At 58.0% G+C, this 22051-nt stretch carries 21 protein-coding genes; 18 read left to right on the forward strand and 3 right to left on the reverse strand.

Annotated features, from left to right (window positions below):
- Window position 1 precedes the first annotated feature (1 nt).
- The 12 genes from nuoE to RHM62_RS08355 all read left to right on the forward strand — a co-directional run bounded on the left by nuoE (window position 2) and on the right by RHM62_RS08355 (window position 12937).
- A complete protein-coding gene (gene nuoE / locus RHM62_RS08300; RefSeq protein WP_322125033.1) occupies window positions 2-481 on the forward strand; it encodes an NADH-quinone oxidoreductase subunit NuoE in 480 nt (159 codons plus the stop codon).
- Complete coding sequence (nuoF, locus tag RHM62_RS08305) at window positions 478-1773, forward strand: NADH-quinone oxidoreductase subunit NuoF (RefSeq protein ID WP_322125034.1); 1296 nt, start codon at window positions 478-480, stop codon at window positions 1771-1773. Before nuoE ends, nuoF begins: the two co-directional genes overlap by 4 nt.
- A gap of 86 nt (window positions 1774-1859) precedes the next feature.
- The gene (gene nuoG, locus RHM62_RS08310; protein WP_322125035.1) at window positions 1860-4196 is read left to right on the forward strand and encodes an NADH-quinone oxidoreductase subunit NuoG; all 2337 of its coding nucleotides are present in this window, start codon (window positions 1860-1862) and stop codon (window positions 4194-4196) included.
- Window positions 4196-5284 carry an NADH-quinone oxidoreductase subunit NuoH gene (gene nuoH / locus RHM62_RS08315; RefSeq protein WP_322125036.1) on the forward strand — a complete coding sequence of 363 codons (1089 nt, stop codon included), beginning with the start codon at window positions 4196-4198 and terminating at the stop codon, window positions 5282-5284. Before nuoG ends, nuoH begins: the two co-directional genes overlap by 1 nt.
- A gap of 19 nt (window positions 5285-5303) precedes the next feature.
- Window positions 5304-5792, forward strand: a complete 489-nt coding sequence (gene nuoI / locus RHM62_RS08320) for an NADH-quinone oxidoreductase subunit NuoI (RefSeq protein ID WP_009666932.1) — start codon at window positions 5304-5306, stop codon at window positions 5790-5792.
- 60 nt (window positions 5793-5852) lie between these two features.
- Complete coding sequence (locus RHM62_RS08325) at window positions 5853-6518, forward strand: NADH-quinone oxidoreductase subunit J (protein WP_322125037.1); 666 nt, start codon at window positions 5853-5855, stop codon at window positions 6516-6518.
- Between the two features lie 9 nt (window positions 6519-6527).
- Window positions 6528-6836, forward strand: coding sequence for an NADH-quinone oxidoreductase subunit NuoK (gene nuoK, locus RHM62_RS08330; RefSeq protein WP_322125038.1), 309 nt, complete (start codon window positions 6528-6530; stop codon window positions 6834-6836).
- A 70-nt stretch (window positions 6837-6906) separates the two neighbouring features.
- A complete protein-coding gene (gene nuoL / locus RHM62_RS08335; RefSeq protein ID WP_322125039.1) occupies window positions 6907-8967 on the forward strand; it encodes an NADH-quinone oxidoreductase subunit L in 2061 nt (686 codons plus the stop codon).
- A gap of 24 nt (window positions 8968-8991) precedes the next feature.
- Window positions 8992-10494 carry an NADH-quinone oxidoreductase subunit M gene (locus RHM62_RS08340; protein WP_322125040.1) on the forward strand — a complete coding sequence of 501 codons (1503 nt, stop codon included), beginning with the start codon at window positions 8992-8994 and terminating at the stop codon, window positions 10492-10494.
- Window positions 10495-10543: 49 nt separating this feature from the next.
- Window positions 10544-12046, forward strand: a complete 1503-nt coding sequence (gene nuoN, locus RHM62_RS08345) for an NADH-quinone oxidoreductase subunit NuoN (protein ID WP_322125041.1) — start codon at window positions 10544-10546, stop codon at window positions 12044-12046.
- A gap of 1 nt (window position 12047) precedes the next feature.
- A complete protein-coding gene (locus RHM62_RS08350) occupies window positions 12048-12371 on the forward strand; it encodes a DUF2818 family protein (RefSeq protein WP_322125042.1) in 324 nt (107 codons plus the stop codon).
- Complete coding sequence (locus RHM62_RS08355; RefSeq protein ID WP_322125043.1) at window positions 12371-12937, forward strand: NUDIX hydrolase; 567 nt, start codon at window positions 12371-12373, stop codon at window positions 12935-12937. The genes RHM62_RS08350 and RHM62_RS08355 overlap by 1 nt, the downstream gene beginning before the upstream one ends.
- A gap of 87 nt (window positions 12938-13024) precedes the next feature.
- On the opposite strand, the gene RHM62_RS08360 is transcribed toward RHM62_RS08355, so the two are convergent.
- Window positions 13025-14707 carry an electron transfer flavoprotein-ubiquinone oxidoreductase gene (locus RHM62_RS08360; RefSeq protein ID WP_322125044.1) on the reverse strand — a complete coding sequence of 561 codons (1683 nt, stop codon included), beginning with the start codon at window positions 14705-14707 and terminating at the stop codon, window positions 13025-13027.
- 145 nt (window positions 14708-14852) lie between these two features.
- On the opposite strand from RHM62_RS08360, the gene RHM62_RS08365 reads away from it, so the two are divergent.
- On the forward strand, window positions 14853-15629 hold the full coding sequence (locus RHM62_RS08365) for an SDR family oxidoreductase (protein WP_322125045.1): 777 nt from the start codon (window positions 14853-14855) through the stop codon (window positions 15627-15629).
- A 198-nt stretch (window positions 15630-15827) separates the two neighbouring features.
- Here RHM62_RS08365 and RHM62_RS08370 read toward each other — a convergent pair whose 3' ends face one another.
- Complete coding sequence (locus RHM62_RS08370; protein WP_322125046.1) at window positions 15828-16103, reverse strand: DUF3563 family protein; 276 nt, start codon at window positions 16101-16103, stop codon at window positions 15828-15830.
- Window positions 16104-16236: 133 nt separating this feature from the next.
- Complete coding sequence (locus tag RHM62_RS08375) at window positions 16237-16797, reverse strand: LuxR C-terminal-related transcriptional regulator (RefSeq protein WP_322125047.1); 561 nt, start codon at window positions 16795-16797, stop codon at window positions 16237-16239.
- Window positions 16798-16921: 124 nt separating this feature from the next.
- On the opposite strand from RHM62_RS08375, the gene RHM62_RS08380 reads away from it, so the two are divergent.
- The 5 genes from RHM62_RS08380 (at window position 16922) to RHM62_RS08400 (ending at window position 22001) form a co-directional block, all read left to right on the forward strand.
- On the forward strand, window positions 16922-17620 hold the full coding sequence (locus RHM62_RS08380) for a CoA transferase subunit A (RefSeq protein WP_322125048.1): 699 nt from the start codon (window positions 16922-16924) through the stop codon (window positions 17618-17620).
- Window positions 17621-17633: 13 nt separating this feature from the next.
- Complete coding sequence (locus RHM62_RS08385) at window positions 17634-18287, forward strand: CoA transferase subunit B (RefSeq protein ID WP_322125049.1); 654 nt, start codon at window positions 17634-17636, stop codon at window positions 18285-18287.
- Between the two features lie 163 nt (window positions 18288-18450).
- Window positions 18451-19326: an alpha/beta hydrolase gene (locus RHM62_RS08390; protein WP_322125050.1), complete on the forward strand. Its 876-nt coding sequence runs from the start codon at window positions 18451-18453 to the stop codon at window positions 19324-19326.
- A 36-nt stretch (window positions 19327-19362) separates the two neighbouring features.
- Window positions 19363-19713 carry a RidA family protein gene (locus tag RHM62_RS08395; protein ID WP_322125051.1) on the forward strand — a complete coding sequence of 117 codons (351 nt, stop codon included), beginning with the start codon at window positions 19363-19365 and terminating at the stop codon, window positions 19711-19713.
- 14 nt (window positions 19714-19727) lie between these two features.
- Complete coding sequence (locus RHM62_RS08400; protein ID WP_322125052.1) at window positions 19728-22001, forward strand: bifunctional (p)ppGpp synthetase/guanosine-3',5'-bis(diphosphate) 3'-pyrophosphohydrolase; 2274 nt, start codon at window positions 19728-19730, stop codon at window positions 21999-22001.
- The last annotated feature ends 50 nt before the right edge of the window (window positions 22002-22051 follow it).

Consider the following 22051-nt stretch of genomic DNA (forward strand, 5'->3'; position numbering starts at 1 on the left):
CATGCTGTTATCAGAACTAGCGTATAAAAAAATTGATCGTGAAGTAAGTAAATTCCCCGCCGACCAAAAGCAGTCGGCGGTGATGGGCGCACTGGCGATTGCCCAGGATGAAGCCGGCTGGCTCTCGCCGCCGTTGATGCAGGAAATCGCCGACTATCTCGGCATGGCACCTATCGCCGTGCAGGAAGTCGCGGCTTTCTATGAGATGTACAACACCACGCCGACCGGCAAGTTCAAGATCACCGTCTGCACCAACTTGCCTTGCGCTTTGTCGGGCGGCGAAAAAGCGGCCCAGTACCTGAAGCAAAAACTCGGCATCGATTACCGTGAGACCTCGGCCGATGGCCAGTTCACCTTGCGTGAAGGCGAATGCATGGGTGCCTGCGGTGATGCACCGGTCATGCTGGTGAACAACAAGCGTATGTGTAGCTGGATGTCCAACGACAAGATCGATGCCCTGGTAGAGGAGTTGAAGAAATGACGAGCCTGCATACCCGACACATCAAGCCCCTGATCCTCGCCGGTCTGGATGGCAAGAACTGGCATCTTGAAGACTACGTGGCACGCGGCGGTTACGCCCAACTCAAACGCATCCTCAACGACAAGATCACCCCCGAGCAAGTCATCGCCGAACTGAAGGCGTCGTCCTTGCGCGGTCGTGGCGGTGCGGGTTTCCCGACCGGCCTGAAGTGGAGCTTTATGCCGCGCCAGTTCCCGGGCCAGAAATACCTCGTCTGCAATTCAGACGAAGGCGAACCGGGCACCTTCAAGGATCGTGACATCATGCGTTACAACCCGCATGCGCTCATCGAAGGCATGGCCATCGGTGCCTACGCAATGGGTATCACGGTCGGCTACAACTACATCCACGGCGAGATCTGGGCCGATTACGAACGCTTCGAAGAAGCGATCGAAGAAGCCCGCGCCGCCGGCATGCTCGGCGATCGGATTGCCGGCAGCGATTTCACTTTTCAGTTGCATGCATTCCATGGTTATGGTGCCTACATCTGCGGCGAAGAAACCGCCTTGCTCGAATCGATGGAAGGCAAGAAAGGCCAACCGCGCTTCAAGCCGCCTTTCCCTGCCAGTTTTGGTTTGTACGGCAAGCCGACCACGATCAACAACACCGAGACGTTCGCGGCGGTGCCCTTCGTCTTTGCGATGGGCGGCGAAGCGTATGCCGGCCTTGGCAAACCCAACAATGGCGGCACCAAAATTTTCTCCGTGTCAGGCGATGTCGCCAAACCGGGTAATTACGAAGTGCCGCTCGGAACGCCGTTTGCGACCCTGCTTGAACTGGCCGGTGGCATGCGCGATGGCAAGAAGATCAAGGCAGTGATCCCCGGCGGATCGTCGATGCCGGTGCTGACCGGTGACGTCATGATGGCCACCGACATGGACTACGACTCGATCGCCAAAGCCGGCTCGATGCTCGGATCCGGCGCTGTCATCGTGATGGACGAGACCCGCTGCATGGTCAAGTCGCTGCTGCGCCTGTCGTACTTCTATTACGAAGAATCCTGCGGCCAATGCACGCCATGCCGCGAAGGCACGGGCTGGCTGTATCGGATGGTCCACCGGATCGAACACGGCCAGGGCAGGGCGGATGACCTCGACATGCTGAACTCGATTGCCGATAACATCCAGGGCCGCACGATCTGTGCGCTCGGTGATGCGGCAGCGATGCCGGTGCGGGCGATGATCAAGAACTTCCGCGAAGAATTCGAATACCACATCGAGCACAAGCACTGCCTGGTGCCAGCCTACATTTAGGCTGGTCCGGGTCGGTTGACTCGATCAATTTGCACCGTGCGGGCTGCCCAGCGCAGCCGCACTTACTTGGGCAAAAAAAGATGGCCATGGTTGAAATTGAAATAGACGGCAAAAAAGTCGAAGTACCCGCAGGCAGCATGGTGATGGATGCAGCCAACAAGCTTGGCACCTACATTCCGCACTTCTGCTACCACAAGAAATTGACGATCGCGGCGAACTGCCGCATGTGTCTCGTTGAAGTCGAGAAAGCACCAAAGCCCTTGCCGGCCTGCGCGACGCCCGTCTCCGCCGGCATGATCGTGCGCTCGAACAGCGAGAAAGCCGTGCAGGCCCAGAAGGGCGTGATGGAATTCCTGCTGATCAACCATCCGCTGGATTGCCCGATCTGTGATCAGGGCGGTGAATGCCAGTTGCAGGATCTGGCGGTCGGCTACGGTAAATCCTCATCGCGGTACGAAGAAGAAAAACGCATCGTTGTCCAAAAAGATGCCGGTCCGCTGATCTCGATGAAAGAGATGACGCGCTGCATCCATTGCACCCGCTGCGTACGCTTCGGCCAGGAAATCGGCGGCGTGATGGAATTCGGCATGCTCGGTCGCGGCGAACACGCCGAGATCACTTCGTTCGTCGGCAAGACCGTCGACTCCGAATTGTCCGGCAACATGATCGACCTGTGCCCGGTCGGCGCACTGACCTCCAAGCCTTTCCGCTACAGCGCCCGCACCTGGGAATTGTCGCGTCGCAAATCAGTCAGCGCCCATGACGGCCTCGGTACCAACCTCGTCGTGCAAGTCAAGGGTAACCGCGTGATGCGCGTGCTGCCACTCGAAAACGAGGCGATCAACGAATGCTGGCTGTCGGACAAGGACCGCTTTTCTTACGAGGGTCTCAATAGCGACGAACGCCTGAGCGCACCGATGCTCAAGCAGGACGGCAAATGGCAGGAAGTCAGCTGGCAGACTGCGCTCGAATACGTTGCCCATGGTCTGTGCAACATCAAACACGAACACGGTGCCGATGCGATCGCCGCACTCGGCACACCAAGCTCCACACTCGAAGAACTGACGCTACTGCAAAAGGTCGTGCGTGGCATTGGTTCCGAGAATGTTGATTTCCGCCTGCGTCAATCGAACTTCGCGCTCGATGGTGCGGTTACGCCGTGGCTGGGAATGTCGATTACCGACTTCGGTCTGCTTGATCGTGTCTTCGTGATCGGCTCGTTCCTGCGTAAGGATCATCCACTGCTGACAGCGCGTTTGCGCCAGTCGGTCAAGAGCGGCGCGAAGCTCAGCTTGCTGCACGCGACCGACGACGATTTGCTGATGCCGGTGGCTAACAAGATCATCGCGGCACCGTCGGCCTGGTTGAGCGTGCTCGGCGAAGTGATCGTTGCCGTTGCTCAAGCCAAATCCCTGACGGTGCCCGCCGGTTTCGAGGGCGTCATTGCCTCGTCGGCGGCACAGCAAATTGCAGGCAGCTTGATGTCAGCCGAACCGGGTGCCGTCATGCTTGGCAACGCCGCTGCACAGCATCCTCAGGCAGCCCAGTTGCACGCTGCCGCACAATGGATTGCCGAAGCAACGGGCACCCGACTTGGCTTCCTGACCGAAGCCGCGAATTCCGTTGGCGGGTACCTCGCCAACGCCATACCAGGTGCAGGCGCGAACGCAGCAAGTGCCTTTGCCGTGCCGCGCAAAGCCTATCTGCTGTTCAATGCCGAACCCCTGCTCGACAGCGCTAATCCGCAAGTCGCCCGCGCGGCGCTTGATCAGGCCGAGATGGTCGTCGTGCTGTCACCGTTCAAGCACGGCACCGATTACGCCGATGTGTTGTTGCCGATCGCACCGTTCACCGAAACCGCGGGCACTTTCGTCAGTTGCGAAGGCCGCGCGCAAAGCTTCAATGGCACCGTCAAACCACTTGGTGACACGCGTCCGGGCTGGAAAGTCCTGCGTGTACTGGGTAACTTGCTGGGTCTGTCCGGATTTGATTACGACACCTCCGAAGCGATCCGCAACGAAGTGCTGGGGGCGCCGTCGATTGTCGCCCTCGACTTGAGCACACGCCTCAATAACCACACCACGTTCGCGCCGCAAGCGCCGTTCACTGCTGCCAATGGTGGCCTTGAGCGGATCGCCGAAGTGCCGATCTACTGGACCGACGCGATCGTGCGCCGCGCACCGGCTTTGCAGGAAACCAGTGACGCGCGCGCACCGGCGGCACGATTGTCTGCTGCACTGGCGCGCCAACTCGGCGTTGTTGACGGCGCCACCGTCAGGGTCACGCAAGGCAGCGGCAATGCGGTACTCGAGGTAGTCATCGAGGCCGGCTTGCCTGATAATGCGGTGCGCATCGCTGCCGCGCACAAGGCAACGTCAATGCTGGGCGCCATGTTCGGCCCGATCAGTGTGGAGAAAGTCTGATGGATCAGTTGCTTGTGAACATACAGGCCACCGGCAGTAGCTGGTTCGGTTACTTCTGGCCGCTGGTATGGAACCTGGTCAAGATCATTGCGCTGGTGCTGCCGATCATGGCGTGCGTCGCCTACCTCACATTGTGGGAACGCAAGATGATCGGCTGGATGCACGTGCGTATCGGTCCGAACCGGGTAGGCCCTGCCGGTTTGCTGCAACCGATCGCCGACGCACTCAAGCTGCTGCTCAAAGAAATCATCATCCCGGCCAAGTCCAACAAGGCCTTGTTCGTGATCGCACCGATCATGACCATCATGCCGGCACTGGCAGCGTGGGTCGTGATCCCGTTCGGACCCGAAGTCGCGCTGGCCAATCTGAATGCCGGCCTGTTGTTCGCGATGGCGATCATGTCGCTCGAAGTGTATGGCGTGATCATCGCCGGCTGGGCATCCAACTCCAAGTATGCGTTTCTCGGTGCGATGCGCGCTTCGGCGCAAATGATTTCGTATGAAATCTCGATGGGCTTCGTGCTGGTGATCGTACTGATGGTCACGGGCAGCCTGAACTTCACCGACATCGTGCTGGCGCAAACCGAAGGCCGGATGGCCAGCATGGGCTTGAACTTCCTGTCCTGGAACTGGCTGCCGCTGCTGCCGATGTTTGGTGTCTTCATCATTGCCGGCATTGCCGAGACCAGCCGTCATCCGTTCGACGTGGTCGAGGGCGAATCGGAAATTGTCGCCGGTCACATGGTTGAATATTCGGGCATGTCGTTCGCGATGTTCTTCCTGGCCGAATACGCCAACATGATCCTGATCTCGATACTCGCCGCGTTGATGTTCCTGGGCGGCTGGGATTCACCGATAGGTGCACAGGTACCGGTGCTGGGTTTGCTGTCGTATCTGCCTGGCTGGATCTGGCTCGGCATCAAGACCTTCCTGATTGTCTCGATCTTCATCTGGGTGCGGGCTTCGTTTCCGCGCTACCGGTATGACCAGATCATGCGTCTGGGCTGGAAGATTTTCATCCCGCTGACGCTGGGCTATCTGGTCATCGTGGCTGCATGGATGCAGACCTCATGGAATATTTGGAAGTAAAGAAAAGGGCGTACACACGATGGAAGCCATCAAGGATTTTTTCAGCAGTCTGATGCTGCGCGAGCTGTTCAAGGGCATGGCCCTGACCGGCCGCTACATGTTTGCCCGCAAGATCACGGTGCAATTTCCGGAAGAAAAAACGCCGCAGTCGCCACGATTCCGGGGACTGCATGCCTTGCGTCGCTACCCGAATGGCGAAGAACGCTGCATCGCCTGCAAGCTGTGCGAAGCAGTCTGCCCGGCGATGGCGATCACGATCGAATCCGAACAGCGCGATGACGGTTCACGCCGCACCACACGCTATGACATTGACCTGACCAAATGCATTTTCTGCGGCTTCTGCGAAGAATCCTGCCCGGTCGATTCCATCGTCGAAACCAGCATCCTCGAATACCACGGCGAAAAACGCGGCGACCTGTACTACACCAAGGAAATGCTGCTAGCCGTCGGTGACCGCTACGAGAATGACATCGCTGCCGCCCGTGCCGCCGATGCGCCTTATCGCTGATGAACGCTTCAGTGCTCCACACTAACCTGGCTGTCTGCATGCCGACTCTTCTGGTCCATCATGGAATTTAAAACTGCCCTGTTCTACGCGTTCTCGGCCATCCTCGTGATGGCTGCACTTAAAGTCATTACCGACCGCAATCCAGTCCACTCCGCACTGTTCCTGGTGCTGGCCTTCTTCTCTGCAGCGGCGATCTGGCTGCTGCTGCAAGCCGAATTTCTCGCCATCGTTCTGGTACTGGTGTACGTCGGTGCAGTGATGGTGCTGTTCCTGTTCGTCGTGATGATGCTCGATATCAATGTCGACAAAATGCGGGAAGGGTTCTGGGGCTATCTACCCTTTGCGGCATTCATTGGCGTACTGATCGTGCTCGAGATGTCAGCCGTCCTGTTGCAGGCATTCTGGGCCCCTGATGCACAAGTGCCGTCAGCCGCATCCACGATAGGCACCACCAAAGAACTGGGCAAACTGATCTACACCGAATACGTGTACGCATTTGAAATCGCCGCCGCCATCCTGTTGCTGGCCATCGTCTCGGCGGTCGCGCTGACACTGCGGAAGCGCAAGGATAGCAAGTATTTTGATCCGGCAGAAGCCGTCAAGGTCAAGGCCAGCGACCGCGTACGCATCGTCAAAATGAAATCCGAATCGACGCGCATCGTTGCTGATGGCAATGCTGATGCTGCTCCCTCCACACCCGCTGCCCCGGCAGCAGAACAAAAATAAGGGGCGCACGTGACCGTTACTCTCGCTCATTACCTGATCCTTGGCGCGATCCTGTTTTCGATTTCCATCGTCGGCATTTTTCTGAACCGCAAGAACATCATCATTTTGCTGATGGCCATTGAACTGATGCTGCTGGCAGTCAATACCAACTTCATCGCGTTCTCGCATTACCTCGGTGATGCGGCCGGACAGATCTTCGTCTTCTTCATCCTGACCGTGGCCGCTGCAGAAGCCGCGATCGGACTGGCTATCCTCGTGGTGATGTTCCGTAACCTCGACACCATCAATGTCGAAGACCTCGATAGCCTGAAGGGGTAATCATGAAGCGCTTCCTGCACACCACCACCACCACGAACACGCGTACCAAAAACAACGATAAGGTCTAGACATGGCAGGCCAACTGAATTCCACTCTTTTGCTCGCGGTGCCCTTGGCGCCGCTAATCGGCTCAGCCATTGCTGGCCTGTTCGGTACGCGTTTTTTTGGCAATGTGATCGGCCGCAAGGTCTCTCACACGGTGACGATACTGGGCGTGTTTATCGCGCTGCTGATTTCGATACAGACACTGCTGGCAGTGCTCGACGGCGCAAGCTTCAACGAGACGCTCTACACCTGGCTGACTGTCGGCAGCATGAAGATGGAAATTGGTTTCATGATCGACAGCCTGACCGCGATGATGATGTGCGTGGTCACCTTCGTATCGTTGATGGTGCATATTTATTCGGTCGGCTACATGCGCGAAGACGAAGGCTATAACCGCTTCTTCTCGTACATCTCGTTGTTCACGTTCTCGATGTTGATGCTGGTCATGAGCAACAACTTCTTGCAACTGTTCTTTGGTTGGGAAGCGGTCGGCCTGGTGTCGTATCTGCTGATTGGTTTCTACTACACGAAGCCGACCGCGATCGCCGCCAACATGAAGGCCTTCCTGGTCAACCGCGTCGGCGATTTTGGTTTCATTCTCGGCATTGGCTTGCTGATGGCGTATGCCGGTTCGATGAACTACCAGGAAGTCTTTGCACAAAAAGAAGCACTGGCGACATTGACCTTGCCCGGCACCAGCTGGCTGCTGATCACCACTGCCTGCATCTGCCTGTTCATCGGCGCGATGGGCAAGTCGGCGCAGTTCCCGCTGCATGTGTGGCTGCCTGATTCGATGGAAGGCCCGACGCCGATCTCGGCACTGATCCATGCCGCGACGATGGTTACCGCCGGTATTTTCATGGTGGCGCGGATGTCGCCGCTGTTCGAGTTGTCCGATGCGGCGCTGTCATTCATTCTTGTGATCGGTGCGATCACCGCACTGTTCATGGGTTTCCTGGGCATGATCCAGAACGATATCAAGCGGGTAGTCGCCTATTCGACGCTGTCGCAGCTCGGTTACATGACGGTGGCGCTGGGTTGTTCCGCTTACTCGGTTGCCGTGTTCCATTTGATGACGCACGCGTTCTTCAAGGCGCTGCTGTTCCTCGGTGCCGGTTCGGTCATCGTCGGTATGCATCATGACCAGGACATCCGCAACATGGGCGGCTTGCGCAAGTACATGCCGATCACCTGGATCACGTCGCTGGTCGGTTCGCTGGCGCTGATCGGGACACCGCTGTTCTCCGGTTTCTATTCGAAAGACAGCATCATCGAGGCGGTCGCTGCGACCAACCTGACCGGCTCCGGTTTTGCGTATTTTGCGGTACTGGTCAGTGTCTTCGTGACGGCGTTCTATTCGTTCCGGATGTACTTCCTGGTCTTTCATGGCAAGGAACGCTTCGGCAAACCGCAGCATGGGCACGACGATCATCACCATGCCAAGGATGACGCACACGGTCACGACGAACACCACGGTCTTGCGCCCGGCCAGAAGCCGCACGAGTCGCCATGGGTCATCACGCTGCCACTGGTGCTGCTGGCGATTCCTTCGGCGGTCATCGGCTTTATCGCCATCGAGCCGATGCTGTTCGGTGACTTCTTCAAGGGCGTGATCTTCGTCAATGAAGCCCACCATGCGATGGAAGAGCTGCGCGAGGAATTCCACGGTCCGCTGCAAATGGCGATTCACGGCCTGACAGCGGCACCGTTCTGGCTGGCACTGGCCGGCGTGGTGACTGCCTGGTACTTCTACCTCGTCAACGATAAAGTGCCGGCCATGATCAAGCGCAACTTCGGCCCCGTGTATGCACTGCTCGAGAACAAGTACTACCTCGACAAGATCAATCAGGTGGTGTTCGCCGATGGCGCACGGATGATCGGTTCCGGCTTCTCGCGCTTTGGTGACCGTGCGCTGATCGATGGCTTTGCGGTCAATGGCAGCGCAAAGGTGATCGGCTGGTTGTCGACCATCGTGCGCAAGCTGCAGTCCGGCTACATCTATCATTACGCCTTTGTGATGATTCTTGGCGTGCTGGGTTTCATGATGGTGTTCCTGCCATTCCCACGGTTTCCGTTTAACCAATAAGCTGGCCAAGGTCACTCCCTACACATGATTCAGTCCACTTTCTCCGCTTCATTTTCTTTACTTAGTCTGGCTATCTGGTGCCCGATTGCCTTTGGTGTACTGATCCTGGCCTTTGGCCGCGATGATAATCCCGGCCTGGTACGTATTGCCGCACTGATCGGTTCCGTCGTCAGTTTTCTGGTCACGCTGCCGCTGATACAGCGCTTCGACAATGCCGCTCACGGCATGCAGTTCGCCGAAAAAATGCCGTGGATCGAGCGCTTCAATATTCAGTACTTTGTTGGCATCGACGGCATTTCGCTGTGGCTGGTGGTGCTGACTTCGTTCATCACGATCATCGTCGTCGTCTCGGCGTGGGAAGTGATCCAGAAAAAAGTCGCGCAGTACATGGGCGCATTTCTGATCCTGTCGGGCTTGATGGTCGGCGTGTTTTGCGCGCTCGATGGCATGCTGTTCTACGTTTTCTTCGAGGCCACGCTGATTCCGATGTTCATCATCATCGGTGTCTGGGGTGGCGGTAATCGCGTCTATGCCGCGATAAAATTCTTTCTGTATACCTTCTTCGGTTCGCTGCTGATGCTGGTGGCGCTGCTGTATCTGTACTTCGCGTCGGGCGGTTCGTTTGACATTACGTATTGGCATGACTTGCCACTGCCGCTGAATGTGCAGATCCCGTTGTTCCTGGCTTTCCTGATGGCGTTTGCCGTCAAGGTGCCGATGTGGCCGGTGCATACGTGGCTGCCGGATGCCCACGTCGAAGCGCCAACCGGCGGGTCGGTCGTCCTGGCGGCAGTCATGCTTAAGCTGGGTGCCTACGGCTTCCTGCGTTTTTCGCTGCCGATCACGCCGGACGCCAGCCATTACCTGGCACCAATGATGATCACGCTGTCGCTGATTGCCGTCATCTACATCGGCCTGGTCGCATTGGTCCAGACCGATATGAAAAAGCTGGTTGCGTATTCGTCGATCGCACACATGGGCTTCGTCACGCTGGGCTTCTTTGCTTTCAATGACATGGCGGTGCAGGGCGGTATCGTGCAAATGGTGTCGCATGGCTTTGTGTCGGCGGCGATGTTCCTGTGTATCGGCGTGCTGTACGACCGCATGCATACCCGTGCCATCGCCGACTACGGCGGCGTCGTCAACACGATGCCGAAATTTGCGGCGTTCTTCGTACTGTTCTCGCTGGCCAATTGCGGCTTGCCGGCAACCTCCGGTTTCGTTGGTGAATTCATGGTGATCCTTGGCGCGATCAAGTTCAATTTCTGGATTGGTTTGCTGGCAGGAACGGCGCTGATTTTCGGCGCAGCGTATTCGCTGTGGCTGGTCAAGCGCGTCATCTTCGGTGCGGTGGCCAACCCGCAGGTGGCCAAGCTGAAAGACCTGAGCGTGCGCGAGTTCGGCATGCTTGGCGTGCTGGCCATCGCCGTGATCGTCATGGGTGTGTACCCGGCACCAATTACCGATGCGATGCAGACTTCCGTGGCCGACCTGCTGCAACATGTTTCTATTTCCAAAGCCAACTGATGAATCCAACCTCCAACATTTCTAGTGGACAGCCGGTTGCGGCACAAAAATGAACAACATGAATCTGATCCCGCTCCTCCCTGAAGTCATCTTGCTGGTCGCGACATCGCTGATCCTGCTAATCGATATGTTCCTGTCGGACAAACAGCGCAATGTCACGTACGTGTTGTCGCTGATCACGCTCGGCGTCTGCGCCGTGTTCAGTTATGCGTATCTGATGAGCGGTGAAACCATCTACCTGTTCGACAATATGGTGGTCGTCGATCCGATGGCCAACATGATGAAGCTGTTCAGTTACCTGGCAGTCGCGGTGACCCTGGTGTATTCGCGTCATTACGTGGCGTCGCGCGGCATCGTCAATGACCGCCTGGGTGGCGAATTTTATGTGCTGGCGCTGTTCTCGCTGCTTGGACAACTGGTGATGATTTCAGCCAGCAATCTGCTGATCATTTATCTGGGCCTCGAACTGATGTCGCTGTCGCTGTATGCGCTGGTGGCCTTGCGGCGCGATCATTCGCAGTCCACCGAAGCGGCGATGAAGTACTTCATCCTCGGTGCGCTGGCTTCAGGTTTCCTGCTGTACGGCATGTCGATGCTGTACGGCGCGACTGGTTCGCTGGACCTGAGCGACATCGTCAAGGTCAGCATGTCCGGCACGGCCAATCGCACGATTCTGGTTTTCGGTATCGTCTTTCTCGTCGCCGGTCTTGCATTCAAGCTAGGTGTCGTGCCATTCCACATGTGGGTGCCGGACGTTTATCAGGGCGCACCAACCGCCGTGACCTTGTTGCTGGGTGGCGCACCCAAATTGGCGACCTTCGTCATTACGCTGCGCCTGCTGGTTGAAGGCTTGCTACCGCTAGCCTTCGACTGGCAACAGATGTTGCTGGTGCTGGCGGTTGCCTCGCTGGCGATCGGCAACATCACAGCGATCGTCCAGACCAATCTCAAGCGCATGCTGGCGTATTCGACGATTGCCCAAATGGGCTTTGTCTTGCTTGGGCTGGCGTCGGGTGTCACCGATGGCAATGGCTACTCCGCCGTCAATGCGTACAGCTCCGCCATGTTCTACACGATCACTTACGTCATGACTACGCTGGGTACCTTCGGCATCATGTTGCTGCTGTCACGCAAGGGCTTCGAGGCAGAGAACATCGACGACCTGAAAGGCCTCAATCAACGCAGCCCATGGTTCGCGCTGGTGATGCTGTTGTTCATGCTGTCGCTGGCGGGTATTCCGCCGATGATGGGTTTTTACGCCAAGTTGTCGGTACTGCAGGCAGTGCTCGGTACAGGCCATATCTGGTTGGCCGTGCTGGCGGTGTTCTTCTCGCTCATCGGTGCTTACTATTACTTGCGCGTGATCAAGGTCATGTATTTCGACGAGCCGGCCAGTACCGAAAAAATCGTGGCCAGTACGGACATGCGCGTCATCCTCAGTCTCAATGGGATTGCCGTGGTGGCGCTAGGCCTGATGCCGGGTGCGCTGATGACAGCATGCGAAACAGCCATGGGCTTGTCGTTGCGCGCGTTCGTACGGACCTTGTACTGATTTGGATATCTCGCTCGCTAGCTGGTTTGTCGTTATCCTGGCCTTGGCCGCCGCCAATCTACCGTTCCTGACCGACCGCTTATTCGGCATCATCGCGCTGTCGCCGAAGACGGCACCGACCGACAAGTCGATGTGGTGGCGTCTGCTGGAATTGCTGGTGCTGTACTTCGTGGTCGGGTTTGCCGGTCGCCTGGTCGAAGGCCGCACGGGTGACGTGTTCACGCAGACCTGGGAATTTTATGCGATCGCGGCAGTGGCATTCATCGTGTTGGCTTATCCCGGTTTTGCGTATTGCTACCTGCGCAAGCGCAACAGCGGTATCTGATGGACGAGCACCTCAAAGAAAAGCGCATCGATAGCCGGCTGGTCTATGACGGCCATTTCCTGAAGGTCATGAAAGACACCGTCAGTCTGCCGGACGGTAGATTAACCGGACGCGAATACATCCTCCATCCGGGAGCCGTAGTGATCCTGCCTGTGTTTGACGATGGCCGTATCCTGCTCGAACGGCAGTTCCGCTACCCGCTCGATCAGGTGTTCATCGAATATCCCGCCGGAAAAATTGATGCAGGCGAAGACACACTGGCCTGCGCCAAGCGCGAATTGCAGGAAGAAACCGGCTACACCGCCAGCCACTGGCAGCACGTCAGCACCATCCACAATGCAATTGCTTACTCGGACGAACATCTCGAGATCTACCTTGCGCGCGGCCTGACAGCGGGCCCTGATCAGCTCGATGACGGCGAATTCCTCGACACCTTCACGGCGACCTTGCCGGAGTTGCTGGAATGGGTTCGCGAAGGAAAGATTACGGATGTGAAGACAGTGATAGGGACGTTTTGGTTGGAGAAAATACTGTCTGGTAGTTGGTCGTCATCCGCATCCAGGTAGCGTGCGGTAGCTAACATTTCAACGCAGCCCGGGCTCATCCGCCCGACATAAAAAAACCCGCTTTTCAGCGGGTTTTTTTTGGCCGTACTACATGTTCGGATAGCCCGGTCCACCACCACCTTCAGGCGTGACCCACACGATGTTTTGTGTCGGATCCTTGATGTCGCAGGTTTTGCAATGCACGCAGTTTTGCGCGTTGATCTGCAAGCGGTCGGCACCGGCGTCGGTCTTGACGTACTCGTACACACCCGCCGGACAGTAGCGCGCCTCCGGTCCGGCATAGCGCGCCAGATTCACATTGACCGGTACCGCCGCGTCTTTCAGCGTCAGATGAATAGGCTGGTCTTCGGCGTGATTCGTGTTCGAAATGAACACCGACGACAAGCGGTCGAAGGTCAGCTTGCCATCCGGTTTCGGATACACGATAGGCGTGTAATTGGCCGCCGGTTTCAGGCATTCGTGATCGGCATGCTTGTGTCGCAGGGTCCACGGTGCTTTGCCGCGGAAAACGATCTGGTCGATGCCGACCATCAGCGTACCGGTTAGTAAACCCTTGCTCATCCACGGTTTGAAGTTGCGCGCGACGTGCAATTCTTCATGCAGCCAGGATTGCTCGAATGTGGTCGTGTAGCTGGTCAGCTCGTCGAACTGGCGACCCAGGCCCAGTGCTTCGAAAGCAGCATCGGCAGCCAGCATGCCGGTTTTCATGGCGGTGTGGCTGCCTTTGATACGGCTGGTATTGAGGAAGCCGGCATCGCAACCGATCAGCACGCCGCCCGGGAAGGTCAGCTTGGGCAGCGATTGCAGGCCGCCGGCAGTGATTGCGCGGGCGCCGTAGGAAATGCGCTTGGCGCCAACGAAGAATTTGCTGATTTCAGGATGCGTCTTGTAGCGCTGGAATTCTTCATACGGCGACAGGTACGGATTGGCGTAGCCGAGGCCGACCACGTAGCCGACAGCAACCTGATTGTTTTCGAGGTGATACAGGAAGGAGCCGCCGTAGGTGTCGTTGTCCAGCGGCCAGCCGGCGGTGTGCACCACCAGGCCAGGCTGGTGCAGCTTTGGATCGATCTCCCACAATTCCTTGAGGCCCAGGCCGTAGGTTTGCGGATCCTTGCCTTTGTTGAGCTGGTATTTTTCCATCAGCTGTTTGCCGAGATGGCCGCGTGCGCCTTCGGCAAAGAAGGTGTACTTCGCATGCAGCTCCATGCCCAGCTGGAACGACGTGCCGGCCTGACCATGACGGTCGACACCTAGGTTGCCGGTAGCGACACCCTTGACCGAACCATCGTCGTTGTAGAGGATTTCTGCAGCGGGAAAGCCGGGGAATATTTCAACGCCCAGGGCTTCTGCCTGCTGACCCAGCCACCGCACCACATTCGCCAGCGAGATCACGTAGTTGCCGTGATTCTGGAAGCAGCCCGGCAGCATCCAGGTCGGTGTCTTGATGGCCTTGGTTTCGGTCAGGAACAGGAAGCGGTCTTCGGTCACTGGCGTGAGTAGCGGCGCACCCAGTTCCTTCCAGTTCGGCAGCAGTTCGTTCATTGCGATAGGGTCCATCACCGCGCCGGACAGGATGTGGGCACCCAGCTCTGCTCCTTTTTCAAGCACGCACACCGTGACTTCGGTTCCCTTGGCCGCTGCCAGTTGCTTGAGCCGGATCGCGGCCGACAGGCCTGCAGGTCCGCCGCCGATGACGACGACGTCGTACTCCATGGCTTCGCGCGGGCCGTATTGATCGAGCAGAGTCTGGTTCTGGTTGTGCATCATGGAGTCACCGTAAAGTTGTAATCGAACGAACGTGCTTATTGCCCAGCATTTTGCACGGGAATGGCTTCTCGCGCACTCAAATCATGCAGCATTCATGCAATGATAACGGCTCTAATGCAGGAACCTGCTTAACAAGGAGAAATTCGTGGGCATTGAAGTTAATTTTGAAGGCAAGATTGCCCTGGTCACCGGTGCTTCCAGCGGTTTGGGAGCACGTTTTGCCAAGGTCCTCGCACAGGCTGGCGCACAGGTAGTACTGGCATCGCGCCGCATTGATCGCCTCAAAGAATTGCGCGCCGAAATCGAAGCCGACGGCGGTGCCGCCCATGTGGTCGCACTCGACGTCACCGATTACGCCAGCATCAAGTCTGCCATTGCCCATGCCGAAACCGAAGCCGGTCCGATCGATATTCTGGTGAATAATTCAGGCGTCTCGACGACTCAACGGCTCGTTGATGTCACGCCGGAAGACTATGCCTATGTGATGGATACCAACCAGCGCGGCGCTTTTTTTGTGGCGCAGGAAGCGGCCAAGCGGATGATTGCGCGCGCCAAGGGTGATCCCAAATTACAGCACCGGATCATCAACATCGCCTCGGTGGCCGGCTTGCGCGTGCTGCCGCAGATTGGCATCTATTGCATGAGCAAATCGGCAGTCGTGCACATGACCAAGTCAATGGCGGTTGAATGGGGGCGCTACGGCATCAATGTCAACGCGATCTGCCCGGGTTACATCAGCACCGAAATCAATGAAGAACATTTTCGCGGCGAACATGGTCAGCAACTGCTGGCAACGCTGCCGCGCAAGCGCGTTGGCAAACCGCAAGACCTCGATGGCTTGCTGTTGTTGCTGGCTTCGGAGGAGTCGCATTTCATCAATGGCGCGATCATGACTGCCGATGACGGCATGAGTGCGATGTAATACCGGCGTTCGTGCCGGCAGGTCCGGCACGCGTCGTGATGAAGGTGTTTGATGACCGTGTCGGGAGGATCGCACGGCCCGATGCAGGTGAGGTTTTGTTCCTGCGCTATCCCGACTTCATGCCGGATAGCGACTTTTTCTTCATGCTCGGCAAGTCAATTTGCTGCTTCGCAGCACAGGTTGTTCGTGCAATAAAATTCAATGCATTCCAGTCATCATGTTCAGCTTCGGCTGGCCGTCGCGGCGTTCCAGATCATGCATCCGGCGCTCGAGGTCAGCAATCGATGTGGACTGTGCCAGGTAGTCATCCTGTAGTGCGCGCTGGCGTGCGTCGAAGCTCTCGGAGAGGGCGTTGAGGGCAGCCATGGTGCGACTGACGATCGATTCGCCGGCAGCGTGGCCAAGTGCCGAAATGGAATCGATGACGGAGCGGCCGAAGTTGGCGGCGTGAGGGGTATGTTGCAAGGTGGTCATGGAAAGCTCCTTAATATTAAAAGGCGCTGCAATGCTGCAGTGCGACATCACTATAGGAGTTCGATAGACCAATGGCCAATTGTGATTGGTGATAGCTGATATGAGTTCACTGAATGCAGTATCGGAGATCGGTTCAGAACGATGTGCCAAGCAGATGATGTACTAGCTCTCCGGAGGTCGCGGCCGAAAATTTCTTCATCAATTTAGCTCGATGCATTTCGACAGTGCGCGGGCTCATGCCGATCTGGCGGGCAATCAGCTTGCTGGTTTTCCCTTCGACCAGCAATGCCGCGATTTCACGTTCGCGTGGTGTCAGTTTGGCGGTCACCTTGCGTTTTTCGCTGAGATCTTCGAAGGTCCAGATGCCTGCCGCATGTGGATCATCGTCGACCAGGCCGCGCCCACTGACGCGGCACCAGAACAATTCGTCATTGGCGCGTTTCATGATCCGTTCGTCCGAATACGAGCCGCGTTCGCTCATGATCGGCACGATGCGCAGGCCGGTGCGTTCAAATTCATCGGCGCTCGGATACAGAATCTGGAATGACTGCTCGGCCAATTGCTCGGGCAGATAGCCGAACATCGCTGCCAGTGAAGGATTGGCAGTGTGAATGATGCGGCGCTTGGAAACGCACAGGCCTACCGGCGCATGATGAAAGATCAGCGCGTAATCGAGAGCGGGTTGGTCATTCATGGGGTCATCGCATTTTTGAATCGGTAAAGTATTTTTACGGTATTGTGCCCGACAGAGTCGCACAATATGCTGGTCAGCCCGGTAACTTGTGTGCTGGTCCGTATTGTTCATGAAAAGGCGAGTTATGAAAAAAGTTTATCCCGACGCGGCAAGCGCGCTGGCAGGCGTGGTCCAGGATGGCCAGACCATTGCCGTCGGCGGCTTCGGTCTGTGCGGTATCCCCGAGGCCTTGATCGCTGCATTGCGCGATTCCGGCGTCACCAACCTGACCGCAATTTCGAATAATGCCGGTGTCGACGGCTTCGGCCTCGGCCAGTTGCTGGCGACGCGCCAGATCAAAAAAATGATCGCCTCGTACGTTGGCGAGAACAAGGAATTCGAACGTCAATATCTGGCCGGTGAACTCGAACTGGAATTCACGCCGCAAGGCACGCTGGCCGAAAAGCTGCGCGCCGGCGGTGCCGGCATCCCGGCATTTTTTACCAAGACCGGCGTCGGCACCATCGTCGCAGACGGCAAGGATATCTGTGAGTTCGATGGCGAACAATACGTGATGGAACGCTCGCTGGTGGCTGACGTCTCGCTGGTCAAGGCCTGGAAAGCGGATCGCGCCGGCAACCTGGTCTATCGCAAGACTGCCCGCAACTTCAACCCGAACGTCGCGATGGCCGGCAAGATCACCATCGTCGAAGTCGAGGAACTGGTCGAGATCGGCGAGATCGATCCGGACCAGGTGCATACGCCGAGCATCTTCGTGCACCGCATCGTGGTCAATGCCACCCCCGAAAAACGGATCGAACAACGCACGGTACGTGCACAGTAAGCGGAGAACGAACATGGCATGGACTCGTGAACAGATGGCTGCGCGCGCAGCGCAGGAACTGCAGGATGGCTTTTATGTGAACCTTGGAATCGGCTTGCCGACGATGGTCGCCAACTACGTACCGGCAGGTATCGAAGTCGCACTGCAATCCGAAAACGGCTTGCTCGGTATCGGCCCGTTTCCGACCGAAGATCAGGTCGACGCTGACGTCATCAACGCCGGCAAGCAAACAGTGACCTCGTTGCCGGGCTCGTCGTATTTCAGCTCGGCGGACTCGTTTGCGATGATTCGCGGCGGCAAGATCAACCTCGCCATTCTGGGTGCGATGCAGGTGTCCGAAACGGGCGACCTGGCAAACTGGATGATCCCCGGCAAAATGGTCAAGGGCATGGGCGGCGCAATGGATCTGGTGGCCGGTGTCAAGCGCGTGGTACTGCTGATGGAACATGTCGCCAAGGCCAAGGACGGCACGACCTCGCACAAGATTCTGAAAAAGTGCGATTTGCCACTGACCGGTGTCGGCGTGGTCGACCGCATCATTACGGATCTGTGCGTCATCGATGTCACGCCAGACGGCTTGAAGCTCATGGAGCTGGCACCCGATGTGACAGTCGCCGAAGTGGTGGAAAAAACCGGTGCGGCGCTGGATGTCAGTACGGTGTCCTGAATTCAGGCAAATAGCTGTGCAGGCCCGGGCAACCGGGCTTTTTTAATTGTGCGCAAGTTAATTGTGAACGATTGATTTGGGCAAGGTCACTCTTCGGCATCCGCGCGTCCCATATGATCCGCCCGACCGGTAAAATGGAGTGACTGTCATCACAGGAGCTGCCATGCAAGAAGCCAGTATCAAACACGTCCAATGTCTTTCCCCTACCGGGCTGCACCGGATGGCTTACAAGGAATGGGGCGATCCGCTGAACCCTCGCGTGCTGGTGTGCGTGCATGGCGTCACACGCGTATCGGATGACTTCGATGAGCTGGCTGCCGCACTGAGCGACACGTGGCGCGTGGTGTGTCCGGATATCGTTGGCCGGGGCCGCTCCGGTCGTCTGCTCGATGCGCGCAATTATCAGCTGCCGCAATACGTCGCCGATATCGTGACCTTGCTGGCGCGCCTCGATGCCGGCACCGTTGACTGGTTCGGCACGTCGATGGGCGGACTGATCGGCCTCGGGCTGGCGGGACTGCCCGGCAACCCGGTGCATCGCCTGATTCTCAATGACATCGGACCGACGCTCAATCCGGCTGCACTGGCGCGCATCGGTGACTACATCGGCCAGGACATGCGTTTCGCGACCTTCGAGGAAGGGGCCAGCTACATCAAATCTATTTCGCTGTCGTTTGGTCCGCACAGCGACGCGCAATGGCACAAGCTGGCCAGCGACGTACTGCGTCAGAATGCCGATGGCCAGTGGGTGCGGCACTATGATCTGGCGCTGGCAGTCCCGTTCAAAAATGCCACCGCGGAGTCGACCCTGCAAGGCGAGGCGCTGCTGTGGCATGCGTATGATGCGGTGCGCTGCCCGACCTTGCTGGTGCGCGGCGCACAATCGGACTTGCTGACGCCGGCTACGGCCCGGGAAATGACGCAGCGTGGACCGAAGGCACGGCTCGTCGAGTTGGACGGCATTGGCCATGCGCCGACTTTCGTGCAGTCCGATCAGATCGCCCTGGTGCGGGAATTTTTGCTTGGCCAGCCGGCCTGAAGTTACCCGAGGTGAGCACAACAAGGACTCCAGATCATGACCATACAACGCTTGCATGTCGGACCGACGCTGTCCGAAGTCGCAATCCATCGCGGCACCATTTATCTGGCGGGGCAGGTGGCCGATGACACTGCGCTCGACATGGCCGGCCAGACCCGCGAGGTGCTGGCGCACATCGACCGGTTGTTGCAGGAAGCCGGCAGCGACCGCAGTCGCATCCTGATGTGCCAGATATTCCTGCCTGACCTGGCCGACTTTGCCGTGTTGAATACGGTCTGGAATGACTGGGTCACGCCAGGCCAGACACCGCCGCGTGCGACGGTCCAGGCGGCACTAGCTAATCCGGCATGGCGGCTCGAAGTGCTTGTGACGGCAGCACAAAAATAAGGCAGCGCAGTTCGATGGTTTCTTCTCTGGCATTACCCGGCGCGGCGCAGCGTGAACTGGCCTCCGGCCTCAGTGAGGCCGACGCGCAGCGCGTGGTCGATGCGCTCGCATTTGTCGCGCCGGTGTACACCGGCCGCACCGTCGTGACCGGCCAGGATGCGTGCGATTTTTCGCTCGGCGTAGCCACGACGCTGGCAGCGTTGCAGACCGATGCCGACACCCGCATTGCGGCTCTGCTGTTCGAGCTGCCGGTACTCGATCCGCTGCTGGCCGGCCAGATCGAAGCGCGCTTCGGCAAGGAAGTCGCTGTCTTCGTCGAGGATGTGCGGCAGATGATGCGCCTGCATGAACTGACCTTCGGCCAGCAGGAAGTCGGGCGCGGCAAAAACGCCGCTCAGCACGCCGCTGTCCAGCTCGAAACCTTGCGCAAGATGTTGCTGGCGATGGCGTCCGACATGCGTGTCGTGCTCGTGCGACTAGCGTCGCGGACCACCACCTTGCGTTATTTTGCCGAGCGGCGCATCGATACCGAACAGACCTATCGCTATGCCCGCGAAACGCTGGACCTGTATGCGCCGCTGGCGAACCGGCTCGGCGTCTGGCAACTCAAATGGGAAATGGAAGACCTGTCATTCCGATTCCTGGAGCCGGCTGCCTACAAACAGATTGCCCGCATGCTGGAAGAAAAGCGCGTCGGTCGCGAGACCTTTGTCGCGTCGGCCATCCTGCGCCTGCAGTCGGAACTGGCCACTGCCGGGATCGAAGCCGAAGTCTTTGGCCGACCCAAGCATATCTACAGCATCTGGAACAAGATGCGCGGCAAGGCCATCGATTTCTCATCGCTGAATGACGTGCGGGCTTTTCGCGTCATCGTCGATGACGTCAAAACCTGCTACGCGGTGCTCGGCATCGTGCATGACAACTGGGCACCGGTGCCGGAGGAATTCGACGATTACATCGCGCGGCCCAAGCCCAATGGCTACCAGTCGCTGCATACGATCGTGATGGCCGAGGATGGCCGCCCGCTGGAAATCCAGATCCGTACGAAAGAAATGCACTACTTTGCCGAATATGGCGTGGCGGCGCACTGGCGCTACAAGGAAAGTGGTGGTTCGAATTTCGCCGCCCGGAAATACGATGAAAAAATCGCCTGGTTGCGCCAGTTGCTGGCCTGGAAAACAGACGTCGCCGACAGCGTGGTCGGCCACGATGATGCCATGCGGCGTGAATGGGTCGACAAGCTCAAGTCTGCCACGCTGGACGACCGGATCTACGTGCTCACGCCGCAAGCGCGGGTCATCGAATTGCCCAGCGGCGCCACGCCGATCGATTTCGCGTATCACTTGCACAGCGATGTCGGTCACCGCTGTCGTGGTGCGCGCGTCGATGGCGCGATGGTGCCGCTCAATACCGCACTCAAAAATGGCCAGACGGTCGAGATCATCACCGCGCGTGGCGCCAGCGTGGCGCTCGGCGCAGCCGGTCCATCGCGTGACTGGCTCAGTCCGGGCTATGCGGTCAGTGCACGTACCCGCGCCAAGGTGCGGGCCTGGTTCAATGCCATTGCGCAGGAAGAGACCTTGGCGAGCGGCCGCGGCCTGATCGAAAAGACCCTGCAGCGCGAAGGCAAGACGGCGGTCAACCTCGAGGAGCTGTCGCACAAGCTGGGATTTCTGAAGCCTGATGACCTGTATCTGGCCGTTGGCAAGGACCAGTTCAGTCTGCGTCATGTCGAGCAAGTCCTGCATGCCGACGAGGCGGGCAAGAGCGCGCCGAAAAATACCGCGCCTGCCCATGTCGTTGTCCCGAAACGCGATAGCGCTTCCAGTGTCGTCAAGGGTGCCAAGACCGGCGTGCTGGTGGTGGGCACCGATGGTTTGCTGACCCAGCTGGCGAAATGCTGCAAACCGGCACCGCCGGATCCGATCGTCGGTTTTATCACGCGCGGCAAGGGCATTTCCATCCATCGTGCTGACTGCAAGAATTTCGCAGAGATGCAGATCCAGACCCCCGAGCGCGTGATCCAGACCAGTTGGGGAAACTCTGCCGCCGACACGGTGTACCCGGTCGATATTTTTGTGCTGGCGGCTGACCGGCAAGGTTTGCTGCGGGATATTTCCGAAGTCTTTTTGCGCGAGAAAATCAATGTGGTTGGCGTCAGTACCCAAAGTGCGAAAGGGCACGCACGCATGGCCTTCACTGCCGAGATCGGTTCGACCGCGCAGCTGATGAAGGCCCTGGCCGTGATCCGCGAAGTCGATGGCGTAATGGAAGTGCGGCGCGCCTGAGCCAGTTTGCTGCAGACCACCAGCGTGTTCCGCTAGAAAAAGCAGTCGAT

Origin of the sequence: Actimicrobium sp. CCC2.4, from assembly GCF_034347385.1 — a bacterium.
Classification (GTDB): domain Bacteria; phylum Pseudomonadota; class Gammaproteobacteria; order Burkholderiales; family Burkholderiaceae_D; genus Actimicrobium.